This window comes from Nocardioides lianchengensis (assembly GCF_900101465.1).
Lineage (GTDB): Bacteria > Actinomycetota > Actinomycetes > Propionibacteriales > Nocardioidaceae > Nocardioides > Nocardioides lianchengensis.
The window spans coordinates 76,044-91,501 of record NZ_FMZM01000008.1; the positions used below are offsets into that span (position 1 = coordinate 76,044).

The following is a 15,458-nucleotide window of genomic DNA, read 5'->3' on the forward strand; positions in this document are numbered from 1 at the left end:
CGGGCCCCGGCAGCACAGGCGCTGCCGGGGCCTCTCGCTACCCGGACCGCGCCGGGAAACCCCGCCCGGAGGGGCCTGCGTCGGAGGACTCCACTAACGTGAGGTGGTGAGCCATCCCCACCCCGAGCTGCAGCGTCCCCCCAAACTCCCCGTTGACGGGCTGCGGATCGTCGGCCTCGGCGGCCTCGGCGAGATCGGTCGCAACATGACCGTCTTCGAGCACCGCGGCAAGCTGCTGATCGTCGACTGCGGCGTGCTGTTCCCCGAGGAGCACCAGCCGGGGATCGACGTGATCCTCCCCGACTTCACCTGGATCCGGGACCGGCTCGACGACGTGGTCGCCGTGGTGCTCACCCACGGGCACGAGGACCACATCGGCGGCGTGCCGTACCTCCTGCGGGAGCGGCGCGACATCCCGGTCGTCGGCTCGCGCCTGACGCTGGCGCTGATCGACGCCAAGCTGAAGGAGCACCAGATCAAGCCGGTGCTCAACCAGGTCAAGGAGGGCGACCGCCTCACCCTGGGACCCTTCGACATCGAGCTGCTGGCCGTCAACCACTCCATTCCCGACGGCCTCGCCGTGGCGATCCGCACCCGGGCCGGGCTGGTCCTGCACACCGGCGACTTCAAGATGGACCAGTTCCCGCTCGACGACCGGATCACCGACCTCCGCGCCTTCGCGCGCCTCGGTGAGGAAGGGGTGGACCTGTTCCTCACGGACTCCACCAACGCGGAGGTCCCCGGGTTCACCATGTCCGAGCGGGAGCTCACGCCCGCCATCGAGACCGTCTTCCGTACGGCGCCCCGCCGCGTCATCGTCTCCAGCTTCGCCAGCCACGTACACCGCATCCAGCAGGTCCTCGACGCCGCCGAGGCGCACGGCCGCAAGGTCGCCTTCGTCGGCCGGTCGATGGTGCGCAACATGGGCGTCGCGCGCGACCTCGGCTACCTGCGCTACCCCGAGAGCCTCGTCGTCCCGTTCGAGCAGCTGGAGCGGATGAACCCCAAGAAGGTCGCGATCGTCTGCACCGGCTCGCAGGGCGAGCCGATGGCGGCCCTCGCGCGGATGGCCAACCGCGAGCACAAGATCCGGATCGGCGAGGGCGACACGGTCCTGATGGCCAGCTCGGCCGTCCCCGGCAACGAGACCGCCATCTCCTCCCTCATCAACGGCCTCACCCGCTGGGGCGCCAACGTGGTCCACAAGGGCAACGCCAAGGTGCACGTCTCCGGCCACGCCAGCGCCGGCGAGCTCGTCTACTGCTACAACATCGTCCGGCCGACCCACGTCATGCCGGTCCACGGCGAGTGGCGCCACCTGAAGGCCAACGGCGACCTGGCGATCCGGACCGGTGTCGCCCCCGACCGCGTGATCATCGCCGAGGACGGCGTGGTCGTCGACCTGGTCAAGGGTCGCGCCAAGATCACCGGCAAGGTCCCGGCCGGCAACGTCTACGTCGACGCCCAGACCGTCGGCGGCGCGACCGAGACCACGCTGAAGGACCGCCGTACCCTCGCCGAGGAGGGCGTCGTCACCGTGCTCGCCCTGGTCGACGCCGACAATGGCACGCTCGCCGAGGAGCCGGACTTCCTGGTCCGCGGGTTCGTCCACGAGCCCGACGCGTTCCACGCCGCGATCCCGGTCGTCGAGAAGACCCTGGCCCGGGCCGCCGCCGAGGGCATCGGCGACGCCCACCAGCTGGAGCAGATGATCACCCGCGAGGTCGGGCGTTGGGCCTACAAGAAGTACCGCCGCAGCCCGCTGATCATCACCATCGTCGTCGACGCCTGAGGGGCGGCCGGGCGGCCCGCGTGAGTTTCATCGGCTGGCCGATGAAACTCACGCTGGGACGACAAAGGTTCATCGTCCAGGCGTGAGGTTTGTCGGCCAGCCGATGAAACTCTCATCCCGGCCCCGGCATCACCCCTCGGGGTACGGCGTCCCACTGCCGGCCGAGCCGGTGCAGCTCCGGCGTCGCCTCCTACCCGTCGTAGGGGACCTCGGTGCGCCAGTCGCCCTCGTCCTGGCGGGCCGCGGCGACCAGTGCCTCCGCCACCCGGTCGGGGCTGAACGGTCCGTCGTCCCCGAGGGTGCCGTTCACGGTGACGGAGACCGCGCGGATCCCGTCGTCACGCAGGGTCGCGTCGAGGCTGTGCACCAGGTTGCGAACGCCGGCCTTCTGGACGCCGAGCGAGGCCGCCCGGTGCCAGGGCCGGTCGGCGGCCATGCTGCCGGTGACCGTGATCCGGCCACCCTCGACCAGCAGCGGCCGGACCGCCTGCACGGCGGTCAGCAGCGCCCCGACGCCCAACGCGACGTCGGCCAGCAGGTCGGGCACGCTCAGCTCCAGCGGGTCCCGCTCGCGGAACGCGCTGGGGTTGAAGTGCAGGACGTCGACGCGGCCGAGCCGCTCCGCGACCCGTCGTACGGCGTCCGCCGCCTCGGGACCGGTCATGTCGACGATCTCCGTCTCCACCCGCACCCCGGCCGCACCGAGCTCCTCGGCGAGCAACGCCACCTGCTCGACGTTGCGGCCGACGAGACCCACCGACCAGCCGTCGGCGGCGTACCGGCGGGCCAGCGACCCGCTCACCCCCGGGCCGGCGCCGACGACGACCACCGCGCGCGTGCTCATGGGCCCACCGTAGTCAGGGCCGCCGCTTGCCCTGCGACTTCCCCTTGCCCTGACCGGCCTTCTTCTTCGCCTTCTTCGCCTTCTTCGCCTTCTTGACGGCCTTGCCCGGTCGGGGCTTCACGGTCTTCTTCGCCGCGGTCTTCGTCGTCGCGGCCTTCATCGTCGCGGCCTTCGTCGTCGCGGCCTTCGTCGTGGTGGCTCGCGCCGGCCCCGCGTCCGGGACGACCACAGCCGCTGCCGCCACCGTGGGCGACGGGTCGAGAACGGTCGGCGTGGCCGCGGCGCTGGGCGTGGGCTTCGCCGCCGCCGCCGGCTCGGGGCCGTCCGGGCGACCCACCACACCGGCGAGGGCGACCAGCAGCGCGAGCGCAGCAGCGATCCCGGCCGCCGGGAGCCACGTCGTACGCCGACGCCTGGCCAGGGGGAGCGTCGCCGTCGCCTCGTCCGGTACGACGACCTCCGCGTCCGGGTCGGCGAGCGCGGCGAGCCGGTTCGCGACCTCGACCGCGGTCGGCCGCTCGACCGGATCGGTCGCGGTCATGCCGGCCAGCAGCCGGGGCCAGCCGCGGGGCAGCGAGACGGGGATGGTCGGGTTGCGGCGCAGCCGGGCGAACGCGGCCTCGACCGAGGTGCCCGGGTAGGCCCGCTCGCCGGTCACCGCCTCCAGCAGCACCAGCCCCAGCGCATACACGTCGGTCGCGCCGCTCACCTCGTCGCCGCGGACCTGCTCGGGGGCGAGGTAGGCGGCGGTGCCGACCGTGAAGCCGGTGCGGGTGTGCCGCAGGCTCTCGTCGACCAGCCGGGCGATGCCGAAATCGGCCAGCCGAGCTCGACCCGACGCGTCGACCAGGACGTTCCCGGGCTTCACGTCCCGGTGGACCACCCCGGCCGCGTGCGCCGCGGCCAGCGCGGCGGCGACCTGGACTCCGACCCGCGCCGCCTCCGGTGCGTCAACGGCCCGCCCGGCGAGCTCCTGGGCCCAGGTCCGGCCGACGACCAGCTCCAGGACGAGATAGGGATGGTCCCCCTCGGTGCCGGCGTCGAGCAGCAGCACCAGCCCCGGGTGGGACAGCCGCGCGAGCACCCGTGCCTCGGCGGCGAATCGCGCACGGTCAGCCTCGGTGTCCGGCGAGTCGCGCAGCACCTTCACGGCCACCGGGCGGTGCAGCAACCGGTCCTCGGCGGCGTAGACGTCCGCCGACCCGCCCCGACCCAGGACCTCGCCCAGCACGTAGCGGTCGCGCAGGAGGGTGCCGGGACCGATGCTCACGATGCTCCAGTGCCCTCGCGACCGCCGTCGTATCCAGTCGAACTGACTAGAGTTCTCCCGAGGCGCTTGGTTGTCGGGCGCAACCACCTCTCGAGGAGCTCCGTGTCCCCCTTCGCCGCCCGCGGCAGCCGTCCGATGACCTTCGCCGTCCTGACGGTCGCGGTGATCTCGTTCGTGCTGCTGCAGTCGCTGGTGGTGCCGGTGCTGGCCGAGACGCAGCGCGAGTTCGGCACCGATCAGGCGACGACGACGTGGGTGCTGACGGCGTACCTGCTCTCCGCCTCGATCTGCACCCCGCTCCTCGGCCGCTTCGGTGACGCGGTCGGCAAGCGCCGGATGCTGGTGATCACCCTCGCCGCACTGGCGGCCGGCTCGCTGGTCGCGGCTCTCGCGCCGAGCATCGAGTGGCTGATCGTCGCGCGCGTCGTGCAGGGCGCGGGCGGCGGGGTGCTGCCCCTGGCGTTCGGCATCATCCGCGACGAGTTCCGCGAGCGGATGACGACGGCGATCAGCGTGCTGTCCTCCCTCACCGCCGTCGGTTTCGGCGCCGGGATCGTGCTCGCCGGACCGATCGTCGGGACGCTGGGCTACGACTGGCTCTACTGGCTGCCGATGATCGCCACCAGCCTGGCCGCGCTGGCGGCCCTGCTCTACGTGCCCGAGTCGCCCGTCCGTACGCCGGGCCGACTGCCCGTCCTGCCCGCCGTCCTGCTCGCGGTGTGGCTGGTGGCGCTGCTGCTCGGCCTCAGCGAGGGCAACACCTGGGGCTGGACCTCGGCCCGGGTGCTGGGCCTCTTCGTCGTGGCCGTGGTCGGAGCGACCACCTGGGTGCTGGTCGAGCGCCGGGTCCCGGTCCCGATGATCGACATGCGGATGATGCGACTGCGCGGCGTCTGGACCACCAATCTGGTCGCCCTGTTCGTGGGCTTCGGCACGTTCGCGTCGTTCGGCTTCCTCCCCCAGTTCCTGCAGACGCCGTCGGCGGCGGGCTACGGCTTCGACGCGACGATCAGCGAGTCCGGCCGGCTGTTGGTGCCCTCGGCCCTGGCCAGCTTCGTGGTCGGGTTCAGCACCGCCCGGCTGGTCCGGTCCTTCGGCGCCCGACGGGTCATCCTCACCGGCGCCGTCCTGACCGGCCTCGCGTTCTTCTCGATCGCGCTGTGGCACGACGCGACCTGGCAGCTGTACGCCGCCACCACGCTGCAGGGCGTCGGCTCCGGCCTGGTCTTCTCCAGCCTGGCCGGCGTGGTCGTGATGTCCGTGCCGCCCGAGCAGACCGGCGTCGCGAGCGGCATGAACGCCAACATCCGCACCATCGGCGGCTCCCTCGGCTCAGCCGTGATGGCCGGCATCGTGACCGCCCAGGTGGGCCCGCTCGGCATCCCCGAGGAGTCCGGCTACACCGTCGGCTTCGCCGTGCTCGGCGTGGCCATGCTGCTCGCGGCCGCCGGCGCCGCGTTCGTGCCGGACCTGCGGCGCTCCGGCACCAGCGGACCGCTCGAGGACGCCGACAACGCCGAGCTCGGCTACGTCCCCGCGGCGAGCACGCAGCAGACCTAGGGGCGCCTAGGCCGGCGCCCCGGCCAGCTCACGGTCGATGTCGGCCACCCCGACCGAGCGCCGCAGGGCGACGACGAGCACCACGGCCAGGCCGACCAGCAGGGCGCCGATCGCCAGGACCTCCCCCGCGGCCGGCAACCGGGTCAGGAAGTACGCCGTCGCCGCGACCAGCGCGGCCGCGGGAACCGTGACCGCCCAGGCGACCAGCATCCGACCCGCGATCCCCCAGTGGACGGCCTGCCGCGGCCAGGCCAGGCCCACGCCGGTGACCGCCCCCGCCGTGGTGTGGGTCGTCGACACCGGGACTCCGAGCAGCGTGCTCGTGAACACCGCGGCCGCCGCCCCGGTCTCGGCCGCGAAGCCCGACGCCGGGCGCAGCTCGGTGATCCGCATCCCCATGGTCCGGATGATCGACCAGCCGCCCGAGAGCGTCCCCGCCGCGATCGCGCCGTGCGCGGCCAGCACCACCCAGAGCGGGATCTCGATCTCCCCCGAGCCGCCGGCGAGGTGGCCGGTGGCGACGAGCAGCGCCGCGATCACTCCCATCGTCTTCTGGGCGTCGTTCGCCCCGTGCCCGAGCGCCATCGAGGCCGAGGAGACCAGCTGCAGTCCCTTCCAGGTGCGCGAGTCGTCCTCCAGCGACGTCCCGCGCTCCAGCAGCCGGGCCAACCGGCCGACGCCGTACGCCACGACGGCGCCCGCCACCGGGGAGACGACGATGAAGATCGCGATGGTGCGCACCTCGCCCCAGGCGATGGCGTCGGCGCCCGCCGCGGCGACGCCCGCACCGACCAGGCCCCCGACCAGCGCGTGCGAGGACGAGGACGGGAGCCCGAGCCACCAGGTGAGGTAGTTCCACACGATCGCCCCGACGAGGGCCGAGAACACGACCGGGACTCCCACGGCCGCGGAGTCCACGACCTCGCCGACCGCGTTCGCGACGGCCGTGCCGAAGAACAGGAAGGCGATGAAGTTGAAGAAGGCCGCCCAGGCCACCGCCAGCCGGGGCCGCAGCACCCGGGTCGCGACGATCGTCGAGGCCTGGTTGGCGCTGTCGTGGAAGCCGTTCGTAAAGTCGAACAGCAGCGCGAGCGCGACGACGCCGATCACGGCGAGCAGGGTCTGGTCCATGCCGTCCCGGTGCCCGCCCGGGTGAACGGGGCGCGAATCTCGGGCGTCGGGAGGGTTTGCTCAACAAAACCTCAAGACCTCGTCAAGACCGTCGGTAGGTTCGCCGAACCCCCTCGTTGAGGTGTCGACCGGGTGCCACGCTTTTCCTGTTCTCCCCCCAACAGTCTCGGAGCACCCGATGCGATTCCGTACCACCGCCCTCGTCGCCGCCGCGGCCCTCGCGCTGGCCCCGGTCCTGGCCGGCGCCACCAGCCCGGCCGCCGCCACGGCCGCCGTCTCGTCCTGCGCCACCCTGAGCTCCGGCCAGGTCGACCCGAGCGGCACCCCGCGCGCCGTCGCCGCCATCGCCCCGGCCGGCCACCTGGTCACCGGCTACTGCGTGCAGGCCGGCTCCGCCGCCCCCGTGTACGTCGACCTCGCCGCCCCCGTCACCTGGACCGTGATCCGGGGCGCGGCCGGCATCGCCCACTACTCCTACGCCTGGGTCGCCACCGACTCCACCGAGGTCGTCGAGCCCGGCCAGGAGCCGTCCGTCCCGGACGAGGCGCCCGAGCTGCCCTCGACCCCGGCTCCCGCGCTCAACCCCTGGGACTGGAACTGGACCTACGCCGCTCCGACCTGTGACGCGCTGACCGTGCGCTACCCCGCCAACATCCCGGCCGGGCAGTCCAACGACGTCAACATCCGCTTCAACAGCAACCTGGGCCGGACCACGTTCAACTACCACAACAACGAGGGCACCTGGTCGGGCACGACGAGCTTCCCCTACGCCCAGCACCCGGCGTACCCGACCAGCGGCCTGCGCTGGTTCACCGTCGAGTGGATCCAGGTCGCCGGCACCAACTACCACTGGCAGGGCGCCCTCAACTGCCTGGTCGGCTCGGACGGCAAGGCCGAGACGGTCGACGCGCCGCAGGCGGTCACCAGCATCTCCGGGTTCAACACCAGCACCGTCAAGGTCCGGGTCGGTACGACGGTCGCCGCCGACACCGTGGTCCTCGCCAACGTCGACCTCTCGGCCGTCGTCCTGCAGCGCTGGACCTCCGGCCGGTGGGCCGCCGTGAAGACGGTCGCCAAGGTCGACGGGGCCATCAAGGTCACCTTCCCGAGGGAGACCCGTCCGGGCACGGTCACCTACCGCCTGGCGGCCCCCGACACCGACTTCGTCACCGGTGCGGTGACCAAGAACCTCGTGGTCAAGGTCGTCAAGGCGCCGAAGAAGAAGCGCCGCTGATCCGCAGCACCAGCTCCTGGGAGGGAGCAGCACCACGCGAGGGCCGGTCCCGGGAGGGGGACCGGCCCTCGTGGCGTGTCGGGGGTCGGCTCAGAGGTAGAGGCCGGTGGACTCGTCGCCGAGCCGGTCGGCCGCGACGGCGTGCACGTCCCGCTCGCGCATCACGACGTACGTCTCGCCGTGCACCTCGACCTCGGACTTGTCCTCGGGGTCGAAGAGCACCTGGTCGCCGATGACGACCGCCCGCGCCTGCGGGCCGACCGCGACGACCTTCGACCAGGCCAGCCGCTTGGCCCCCATGGCCGCGGTCGCGGGGATCACGATGCCGCCGGTCGACCGGCGCTCCCCGGCGTCGCGGTCGACCTCCACGAGGATGCGGTCGTGCAGCATCTTGATGGGGGTCTTGTCGCTCATCGGGCTACTTCAGGGCCTTCCGGACCACGACGACCAGGACGACGGCGCCGACCACGCCGCCGACGACCTTGAGGATGTTGTCGGTGCGCGGCTGGCCGGTCTCGACGTCGACGAAGTGCGCCTTCAGCGAGGCGACCTCGCGGCCGACGATCGTCTTGGGGCTCGACCGGTAGAGAAGCTGGTCGATCGTGGTGGCCAGGCGCTCGCGGGTCTCCTCGATCTCGCGCTCGAGGGAGGACGTGTCCTTGTCCTTGCTCACTTCTCGTCTCCTCGGGGCCGCCGGTCGCCCGGTGATCGGGTCGGGTGGAGGCTATCAACCGGCCGGTGGCGCCATGCCTGTGGTCCGGGGGTCGAAGCCGAACGGCAGCTCCAGCCGGTTGGCGCGCATCAGCGCGTCGTCGGTCAGCACGTCGTACGTCGTCCCGTCGGCGACCACCGTGCCCTCGCTCAGGACCACCGAGCGCGGGCAGAGCTCCAGGGCGTACGGCAGGTCGTGGGTCACCATCAGCACGGTCACGTCGAGCGAGCGGAGGATGTCGGCGAGCTCGCGCCGCGACGCCGGGTCGAGGTTGGACGACGGCTCGTCGAGGACCAGGATCTCGGGCTCCATCGCCAGCACCGTCGCGACCGCGACCCGGCGCCGCTGGCCGAAGGAGAGGTGGTGGGGCGGCCGGTCGGCGAAGTCGGCCATGCCGACCAGGTCGAGGGCGTGCATGACCCGTCGCTGCAGCGCCTCGCCCTTGAGCCCGAGGTTCGCCGGCCCGAAGGCGACGTCCTGGCGCACCGAGGCCATGAAGAGCTGGTCGTCGGGGTCCTGGAAGACGATCCCGACCCGGCGTCGGATCTCCTGCACGTGCTTCTTCTCCACCGGGAGACCGCTCACGGCGACGGTGCCGGCACCCGCGGTGAGGATGCCGTTGAGGTGCAGCACCAGGGTCGTCTTGCCGGCGCCGTTGGGCCCGAGCAGCGCAACCCGCTCACCGCGGTGGACGTGCAGGTCGACACCGAAGAGGGCCTGGTGACCGTCGGGGTAGGCGTAGGCCAGGCCCTGCACCTCGAGGACGGGGGTGGTCATGCCTGCTCCTCCAGCGAGGGCAGCTTCCCGGTGTAGCCGCGGGACACCATCGCGAGGTGCACCCGCTCCCCGCGCTCGTAGCTGCGGATGAAGAGGGCACCGAGGGAGCGGGCCAGGGCCGGCCAGTGCCGGGGCGAGCGGGGCTCGCAGCCGCGTGAGCGCATGGACACCATCATCCGGCCCATCTCGGCGGTGACGACGTCGAGGTAGCGGATCATGAAGCCCATGATCTGCACCAGCAGCTCGGGCATCCGCAGCCGCTGCAGCCCCGCGAGCACCGCGGTCGGCTCCGTCGTGGCCGCCATCGTCAGCGAGGCGAGCACGCCGAGGGTGCCCTTCGCGAGCAGTCCCCAGGCGGCGAGCAGCCCGGGTTCGGAGACGGTCAGCCCGAGCACCTCGGTGCGCGGACCGGTCGCGACGAACGGGACGAGCAGCGCGAACACGACGAACGGCACCTCGACGACCATCCTCTTCGCGAGGTAGCCGAACGGCACCCGGCTCAGCGCGACCACGCCGAGGAGGACGGCGAGATAGCCGGCGTACGCGGCGTACCACTCGCGGGGCGTGGCCACCACGACGAGCACGAAGGCCAGCAGCGCGAGGAGCTTCAGGTGCGCCGGCGCCCGGTGGACCGGGCTGTGCCCGTGGAAGTGCAGGCGGTGGCCGTGACCGGCCCCCACTAGACGGTGGCCTCGTCCTTGTCGTCGGCGACAGTCTCCTCGGCAGGCGTACGACGGCGCACGCCCCAGGCCAGCCCGCCGGCGATCCCGAGCACGAGCAGGACGCCGACGACGCCGGCCAGGCCGCCGCTGAGGCGCTCGTTGTCGACCCCGGAGGTCTGGTAGTCGGCCAGCGGGCTGTCGGCGGTCGGGCTGTCCTCGGCGGAGTCGAGGAAGCCGGTCTTGCCCGCGACGTACTCGAGGCCGTCGGGGTGACTGCTGGCGTAGTAGCTGGCGACGCCCGCCACCAGCAGGGCCACGAGCAGGAAGGCGGCGAAGAAGCGACGGTTCCTCATGCGGCGACCTTCCGGATCTCGAGCTCGCGCCCGGCCAGCAGGCCGCGCGCTCCGTGGACCAGGTCCGGCCGGGCCGCGACCACCGAGCCGACGACGAGGAACGTGACCACCGCCTCGCCGACCCCGATGAGCAGGTGCCAGCCGACCATGGCGGTGAAGACCTTGCCGGTCTCGACGGGCGCCTGCCCGCCGATCGCGAAGAGCAGCGTGAAGACGGTCGCGGCGACGGGCACCGAGAGCAGCGCCCCGACGGCCGCGGCGGGCGCGATGCTGCCGAGCTTCTTCGGCAGGACCGCGCGGACGCCCGCGAAGACCAGCCAGCCGGTGGCGACGCCCACGACGCCCATCAGGGTGATGTTGGTGCCGAGCGCGGTGATGCCACCGTCGGCCATGAAGAGGCCCTGGACGAGCAGCACCACCGAGATGCAGAGCACGCCGGTCCACGGCCCGACCAGCACCGCCGCGAGCGCCCCGCCCAGCAGGTGACCGCTGGTGCCGGCCCCGACCGGGAAGTTGATCATCTGGGCGGCGAAGACGAAGGCGGCCACGAGGCCGGCCATCGGCGCCGTACGGTCGTCCAGCTCGTTGCGGGCCTTGGTGAGCGCGAGGCCCACCACCCCGGCAGCGACCACACCGGTCGCGACCGACGTCGGCGCGTCGAGGAATCCGTCGGGGACGTGCACGGTGGGTGCTCCTGCGGTCGTGGGTAGATTCGGGTCCGTACCCGAACGCATCGACACTATCGCTGTTGCACACCATTTGCAGTAAGCGTCCAGGACCAGGAGACGAACGTTGAGCGACGCCGCCCGCCTCACCCCCGGTGACACCGCCCCGGAGTTCACCCTCACCGACGACACCGGCGCCGAGGTCGCCCTCGGCGACCTGCTCGGCAAGAAGGTGATCGTCTACTTCTACCCCGCCGCCATGACCCCCGGCTGCACCAAGCAGGCCTGCGACTTCACCGACTCCCTCGACTCGCTCCAGGCCGCCGGCTACGAGGTCCTCGGCATCTCCCCCGACAAGCCCGAGAAGCTCGCGAAGTTCCGCGAGAAGGAGTCCCTCACCATCCGCCTCCTCTCCGACCCCGACAAGACGGTCATGAAGGAGTACGCCGCCTTCGGCGAGAAGAAGCTCTACGGCAAGATCGTCGAGGGCGTCATCCGCTCCACGATCGTCGTCGACGAGGACGGCAAGGTCTTCCTCGCCCAGTACAACGTCAAGGCCACCGGCCACGTCGCGAAGCTCCGCAAGGACCTCGCGCTGAACGATGCCTGAGGCCCGCGAGACCTACCTGGAGGCGGCCGAGGCGTACGCCGACCTGGTCGACCGCCTGCCGGTCGACCTGGGCGGCCCGGGAGCCCCTGGCCTCGGCAGCTGGGACCTGCGCGCCCTGGTCGGGCACACCAGCCGGTCGCTGGTGACGGTCTCGACGTACCTCGCCCAGCCGGCCGAGAAGGTCGACGTCCCGTCGGCGGCCGCCTACTACCTCGCCATCCGCCACCTGACCTCGGGAGCCGACGTCGACGAACGGGGCCGCCAGGCCGGTCTCGTCCTCGGCGACGACCCCCACGGCGCCGTACGGCGGCTGCTGGAGACCGTCGCGGACGACCTGGTCGCCGCGGCCGACGAGCAGCTGCTGACCACGCTCGCGGGCGGGATGCGACTGCGCGACTACCTCCCCACCCGCACCTTCGAGCTGGTCGTCCACGGCACCGACATCGCCGCTGCGGCCGCCCTCGACTGGCGCCCGCCCGCCGACGCCCTCGCCGAGGCCGTGGCCCTCGCCGCCGAGATCGCGGTCGCCGCCGGCGACGGCGTCGACGTCCTGCGCGCCCTCACCGGCCGCGGCGGCCAGGTCACCGTCGTCTGACCGCCGCCGCTGACGCTGGTTGAGGTGCGAGGGCCCCCGGGCCCGAGCCTCGAAACCCCGTAAGACGACGTACAGCGCCCGTTGCTCCCACCCTCGCGACACGGCCTTCGGGTCCACTCGGCTCGGCGTGTTGGCTGGCTATCGGGGTGAGGTCCGGCCGGGCCGGGGCCAGCGGACGGGCTGCGGGCTGGTCCCTGCGTGGTCGTGGAGTCCTGCACGCACCTGGTGCGTGTGGCACTCCATGATCCTTCAGTTGCCCTGACGGCAGCCGCTCAGAGCGCTGAGCGCAGCTCCCACAGCACCGGGAAGTACTTCAGCGGCACCCGCGAGCGCAGGTACGTCGATCCGCTCGACCCACCGGTGCCGGACTTGTCGCCGATCATCCGCTCGACCATGACGACGTGCCGGGCGCGCCAGCTGGCGGCGAGCTCGTCGTGCTGCAGCAGCGCCTCGGCGAGCGCCCAGATCACGGCGTACTGCGAGCGGTCGTGGGCCACGATCCGCATCGAGTCGGCGACCTCGTCGTCCGAGCCGGCCGCCAAGCCGTGCGCGACCAGCACGCGGAGGAAGGCGTCCCAGAGCGTCGGCTCGACGAGCCGCCGATCCAGGCGCGAGCGCTCGTCCGAGGTGATCCCCCGGAACCGTTCGAGGTACGACGGGTCCTGCGCGCCCGACAGGAACTCCAGCTCCCGGAACTGCACCGACTGGAAGCCGCTCGCCGGGGCCAGCCGCTGCCGGAACTCCAGGAAGTCCTGCGGGGTCATCGTCTCCAGCACGTCGACCTGCTGGACCAGGGTCCGCTCGATCACGTGCACCCGCTGCAGCAGGTGCTGCGCCCACCACAGCCGCTCCCCGTCGAGCATCGCGTCACGGGCCGCGGTCACCTCGTGCAGCAGCTGCTTGAACCACAGCTCGTAGACCTGGTGGATGGTGATGAACAGCAGCTCGTCGTGCGCCGGCGGGTCCGACTCCAGATGCTGGGCGTCGAGCAGCTGCGGCAGCCGGAGGTAGCTGCCGTAGGTCAGCTGCGCCCCCTGCTCCCCGAACGACACGAAGTTCTCGGTGGTCATGTTCGCCAACTCTTCCACCTGCGGGCGCGCGAACCGCCAGGATGGGCCGCTCCGACCAAGGAGGGGACCACGTTGGTACGACGACTCGCGGCCGCCGGAGCCGTGATGGCGCTCCTCGCGGGCTGCAGCGCGCTCGAGGGTTCAGGTGCCGCACGCCAGCCTGCGCCTGACGGGTCCGACCTGTCCGACCGGCGGTTCACCAGCCGACCGGCCGCCACTCCCACCGCCGACCCCCGGCTGGCCGAACCGGCGGGCCCGACCGCGGCGCGGCGAGCCCTCCGCCGCGCGCTGCGAGACCTCTACGACGCGCGGTACGGCGAGTTCCAGACCCTGGTCCGGCTCGACGACCCCCGTGGCCGCACGATCGAGTACGAGCACCGGGGCACCTACGACCTGGTCGCGCTGCGCGCTGCGTACACCTCCTCGTTCAGGATCGGCGGGGACGGGATGGAGCTCCAGGTCCGGTCCACCGACACCGATGCCTGGTTCGCAGTCACCGCGCTCACGGGCAACGAACAGCCCGACCGGACGTGCTGGATCCACCCCGACACCGACGTCGTGCGCGAGGTCACCGGCCTGGATCTCCCGGTGGCCCCGGGGGTCGGGCTCCCACCGCAGGTCGCCGGCCTCCTGACCGCCGAGGTCACGCAGCTGAACGGCTACGGGAGCCTGGTCGGTTCGACCGATCTCTACACCGCTGCCGGTCTGCTCGGCGGTGGCGTGCAGCGCGCCCTCGGCATCCCGTTCGACTCGCTCGCCCGGGTGCCGGCCGAGTTCTACCTGACCGGCGACCGGATCACGAGCTGGTCGGTCGACTACGAGGACCTCGTCACCGCTGCCGACGAGGCGGGCTACCTGACCCGGCGGATGCGGCGCCAGGCGCGCAGTGCCTGGCCCCCGGGACAGAGCTCCCACCTCCTGACGGAGCTCTTCCGCGTCGGTGAGCCGTGGACCTACCGATCTCCCCCGCGGCGCCGCACCATCGAGATGAGCGCTGTGGACTCCTTCGAGTCGGCGATGAGGTCGTGCACGGGGCTCGGCCAGAGCCGGGCATGATGACCGCATGAGGTTCCGACACGAGCTCGTGTACGACGCCCCGCCCGCGGAGGTGTTCGCGATGCTGGCCGACCCGGCGTTCCGCGAGGCGGCCTGCACGGCCCAGGACGTGATCTCCGCGGAGGTCACCCTGGAGCGCAGCGGGGACGGGTTCACGCTGACCATCGACCAGCAGCAGCGCACCGACGACCTGCCGTCGTTCGCGAAGGCGTTCGCCGGTGACTCGACGCAGGCGATCCAGCGCGAGGAGTGGCCCGACCAGCACGGCGGCAGCCTGCGCATCGACGCCCCCGGCAAGCCGTCCTCGGTGGCGGGCAGCATCACGCTGTCCCCGGAGGGCACGGGCACCCGCGAGGTGGTCGAGCTGGAGCTGCGGATCAAGGTCCCGCTCATCGGCGGGAAGCTGGAGAGGCTGCTGGCCGAGAAGATCACCGCCGGCATGGACGCCGAGCACGAGGTGGGCGTCGCCTACCTGCGCAACACGACCGGGGAGAAGTGAGATGAGCAGGCGCATCAAGCACGAGCTGACGTACGACGCCCCGCTGGCCGCCGTGGCCGCGATGCTGGGCGACCCCGCCTTCCGCGAGGAGGTCTGCGAGCGCCAGCACGTGCTGCGACAGACGGTCTCGGTGACCCCGGCGGGCGCTGGCAAGGAGGTCGTCGTCGACCAGGTCCAGGCCGCGACGGGCATCCCGTCGTTCGCCAAGAAGTTCGTCGGCGACGAGATCAACATCGTCCAGAAGGAGATCTGGACCGATGCCGAGCGCGGCGACATCTACGTGACGATCCCCGGCAAGCCCGGCGACATGAAGGGCACCGTCCGTCTCGAGGAGAGCGGCGGCCGCACCACCGAGACCGTGTCGCTCGAGATCAAGGTCGGCATCCCGTTGGTCGGCGGCAAGATCGAGGGCCTGATCGGCGACCTGCTGCTGAAGGCGCTGCAGCGGGAGAACGAGGTCGGGCGCGACTACCTGTCCCGCTGATCCTCGGCCGCCTCGGCGGTGCGGTCCTGCCGACGGCGTACGGCGATGACGATCCCGAGCACGACGAACGGGCCGAAGGCCAGCGCCAGGGTCAGCGCCTGCTCGACCGGGTGCAGCGCACCCATGTGCAGGGGAAGCACCACG

Annotated in this window: 19 protein-coding genes; 8 read left to right on the forward strand and 11 right to left on the reverse strand. The window is 72.1% G+C overall.

From position 1 onward, the window contains the following. Nucleotides 1-106: 106 nt before the first annotated feature. Nucleotides 107-1,792, forward strand: coding sequence for a ribonuclease J (locus BLT76_RS15220; protein WP_170867081.1), 1,686 nt, complete (start codon nucleotides 107-109; stop codon nucleotides 1,790-1,792). 190 nt (nucleotides 1,793-1,982) lie between these two features. Here the strand turns inward: BLT76_RS15220 and BLT76_RS15225 are convergent, their stop codons facing one another. Then, entirely contained in the window at nucleotides 1,983-2,636 is a 654-nt protein-coding gene (locus BLT76_RS15225) for an SDR family NAD(P)-dependent oxidoreductase (protein WP_090857794.1), read from the reverse strand. Between the two features lie 13 nt (nucleotides 2,637-2,649). Then, nucleotides 2,650-3,906, reverse strand: a complete 1,257-nt coding sequence (locus tag BLT76_RS25745; protein ID WP_170867082.1) for a serine/threonine-protein kinase — start codon at nucleotides 3,904-3,906, stop codon at nucleotides 2,650-2,652. A gap of 102 nt (nucleotides 3,907-4,008) precedes the next feature. Between BLT76_RS25745 and BLT76_RS15235 the strand changes: the two genes are divergently transcribed. Beyond that, complete coding sequence (locus BLT76_RS15235; protein WP_211752983.1) at nucleotides 4,009-5,466, forward strand: MFS transporter; 1,458 nt, start codon at nucleotides 4,009-4,011, stop codon at nucleotides 5,464-5,466. 6 nt (nucleotides 5,467-5,472) lie between these two features. Here BLT76_RS15235 and BLT76_RS15240 read toward each other — a convergent pair whose 3' ends face one another. Beyond that, nucleotides 5,473-6,597: an inorganic phosphate transporter gene (locus BLT76_RS15240; protein WP_090857797.1), complete on the reverse strand. Its 1,125-nt coding sequence runs from the start codon at nucleotides 6,595-6,597 to the stop codon at nucleotides 5,473-5,475. 178 nt (nucleotides 6,598-6,775) lie between these two features. On the opposite strand from BLT76_RS15240, the gene BLT76_RS15245 reads away from it, so the two are divergent. Continuing rightward, nucleotides 6,776-7,831 carry a hypothetical protein gene (locus BLT76_RS15245; protein ID WP_090857801.1) on the forward strand — a complete coding sequence of 352 codons (1,056 nt, stop codon included), beginning with the start codon at nucleotides 6,776-6,778 and terminating at the stop codon, nucleotides 7,829-7,831. Between the two features lie 90 nt (nucleotides 7,832-7,921). Here the strand turns inward: BLT76_RS15245 and BLT76_RS15250 are convergent, their stop codons facing one another. Genes BLT76_RS15250 through BLT76_RS15270 form a run of 6 tightly spaced genes read right to left on the reverse strand, consistent with a single transcriptional unit; the run spans nucleotide 7,922 to nucleotide 11,018 of the window. Next, the gene (locus BLT76_RS15250) at nucleotides 7,922-8,245 is read right to left on the reverse strand and encodes a GroES family chaperonin (protein WP_090857804.1); all 324 of its coding nucleotides are present in this window, start codon (nucleotides 8,243-8,245) and stop codon (nucleotides 7,922-7,924) included. 4 nt (nucleotides 8,246-8,249) lie between these two features. After that, a complete protein-coding gene (locus BLT76_RS15255; protein WP_090857807.1) occupies nucleotides 8,250-8,504 on the reverse strand; it encodes a DUF3618 domain-containing protein in 255 nt (84 codons plus the stop codon). Between the two features lie 54 nt (nucleotides 8,505-8,558). After that, complete coding sequence (locus BLT76_RS15260) at nucleotides 8,559-9,320, reverse strand: energy-coupling factor ABC transporter ATP-binding protein (protein ID WP_090857810.1); 762 nt, start codon at nucleotides 9,318-9,320, stop codon at nucleotides 8,559-8,561. Further along, nucleotides 9,317-10,000 (reverse strand): cobalt ECF transporter T component CbiQ, encoded by a 684-nt coding sequence (gene cbiQ / locus BLT76_RS15265; protein ID WP_090857813.1) that lies wholly within the window; start codon nucleotides 9,998-10,000, stop codon nucleotides 9,317-9,319. Before cbiQ ends, BLT76_RS15260 begins: the two co-directional genes overlap by 4 nt. Next, the gene (locus BLT76_RS26190) at nucleotides 10,000-10,335 is read right to left on the reverse strand and encodes a PDGLE domain-containing protein (RefSeq protein ID WP_211752985.1); all 336 of its coding nucleotides are present in this window, start codon (nucleotides 10,333-10,335) and stop codon (nucleotides 10,000-10,002) included. The genes cbiQ and BLT76_RS26190 overlap by 1 nt, the downstream gene beginning before the upstream one ends. After that, the gene (locus BLT76_RS15270) at nucleotides 10,332-11,018 is read right to left on the reverse strand and encodes an energy-coupling factor ABC transporter permease (RefSeq protein ID WP_211752987.1); all 687 of its coding nucleotides are present in this window, start codon (nucleotides 11,016-11,018) and stop codon (nucleotides 10,332-10,334) included. The genes BLT76_RS26190 and BLT76_RS15270 overlap by 4 nt, the downstream gene beginning before the upstream one ends. Before the next feature lie 109 nt (nucleotides 11,019-11,127). Between BLT76_RS15270 and bcp the strand changes: the two genes are divergently transcribed. Both bcp and BLT76_RS15280 read left to right on the forward strand, forming a co-directional pair. Further along, nucleotides 11,128-11,610: a thioredoxin-dependent thiol peroxidase gene (gene bcp / locus BLT76_RS15275; protein ID WP_090857816.1), complete on the forward strand. Its 483-nt coding sequence runs from the start codon at nucleotides 11,128-11,130 to the stop codon at nucleotides 11,608-11,610. Further along, nucleotides 11,603-12,205, forward strand: a complete 603-nt coding sequence (locus tag BLT76_RS15280; protein WP_090857818.1) for a maleylpyruvate isomerase N-terminal domain-containing protein — start codon at nucleotides 11,603-11,605, stop codon at nucleotides 12,203-12,205. Before bcp ends, BLT76_RS15280 begins: the two co-directional genes overlap by 8 nt. 272 nt (nucleotides 12,206-12,477) lie before the next feature. Here the strand turns inward: BLT76_RS15280 and BLT76_RS15285 are convergent, their stop codons facing one another. Beyond that, entirely contained in the window at nucleotides 12,478-13,275 is a 798-nt protein-coding gene (locus BLT76_RS15285; protein WP_090857821.1) for a tryptophan 2,3-dioxygenase family protein, read from the reverse strand. Nucleotides 13,276-13,347: 72 nt separating this feature from the next. Here BLT76_RS15285 and BLT76_RS15290 point away from each other — a divergent pair, with 72 nt between their 5' ends. Genes BLT76_RS15290 through BLT76_RS15300 form a run of 3 tightly spaced genes read left to right on the forward strand, consistent with a single transcriptional unit; the run spans nucleotide 13,348 to nucleotide 15,314 of the window. Continuing rightward, complete coding sequence (locus BLT76_RS15290; RefSeq protein WP_170867083.1) at nucleotides 13,348-14,331, forward strand: hypothetical protein; 984 nt, start codon at nucleotides 13,348-13,350, stop codon at nucleotides 14,329-14,331. 7 nt (nucleotides 14,332-14,338) lie between these two features. Continuing rightward, on the forward strand, nucleotides 14,339-14,830 hold the full coding sequence (locus tag BLT76_RS15295) for a DUF2505 domain-containing protein (protein ID WP_090857827.1): 492 nt from the start codon (nucleotides 14,339-14,341) through the stop codon (nucleotides 14,828-14,830). Nucleotide 14,831: 1 nt separating this feature from the next. After that, a complete protein-coding gene (locus BLT76_RS15300) occupies nucleotides 14,832-15,314 on the forward strand; it encodes a DUF2505 domain-containing protein (RefSeq protein WP_090857830.1) in 483 nt (160 codons plus the stop codon). Here BLT76_RS15300 and BLT76_RS25415 read toward each other — a convergent pair. Then, nucleotides 15,299-15,457 carry a cytochrome c-type biogenesis protein CcmH gene (locus BLT76_RS25415; protein WP_139175554.1) on the reverse strand — a complete coding sequence of 53 codons (159 nt, stop codon included), beginning with the start codon at nucleotides 15,455-15,457 and terminating at the stop codon, nucleotides 15,299-15,301. The two genes, BLT76_RS15300 and BLT76_RS25415, sit on opposite strands and share 16 nt — an antisense overlap. Nucleotide 15,458: the final 1 nt, after the last annotated feature.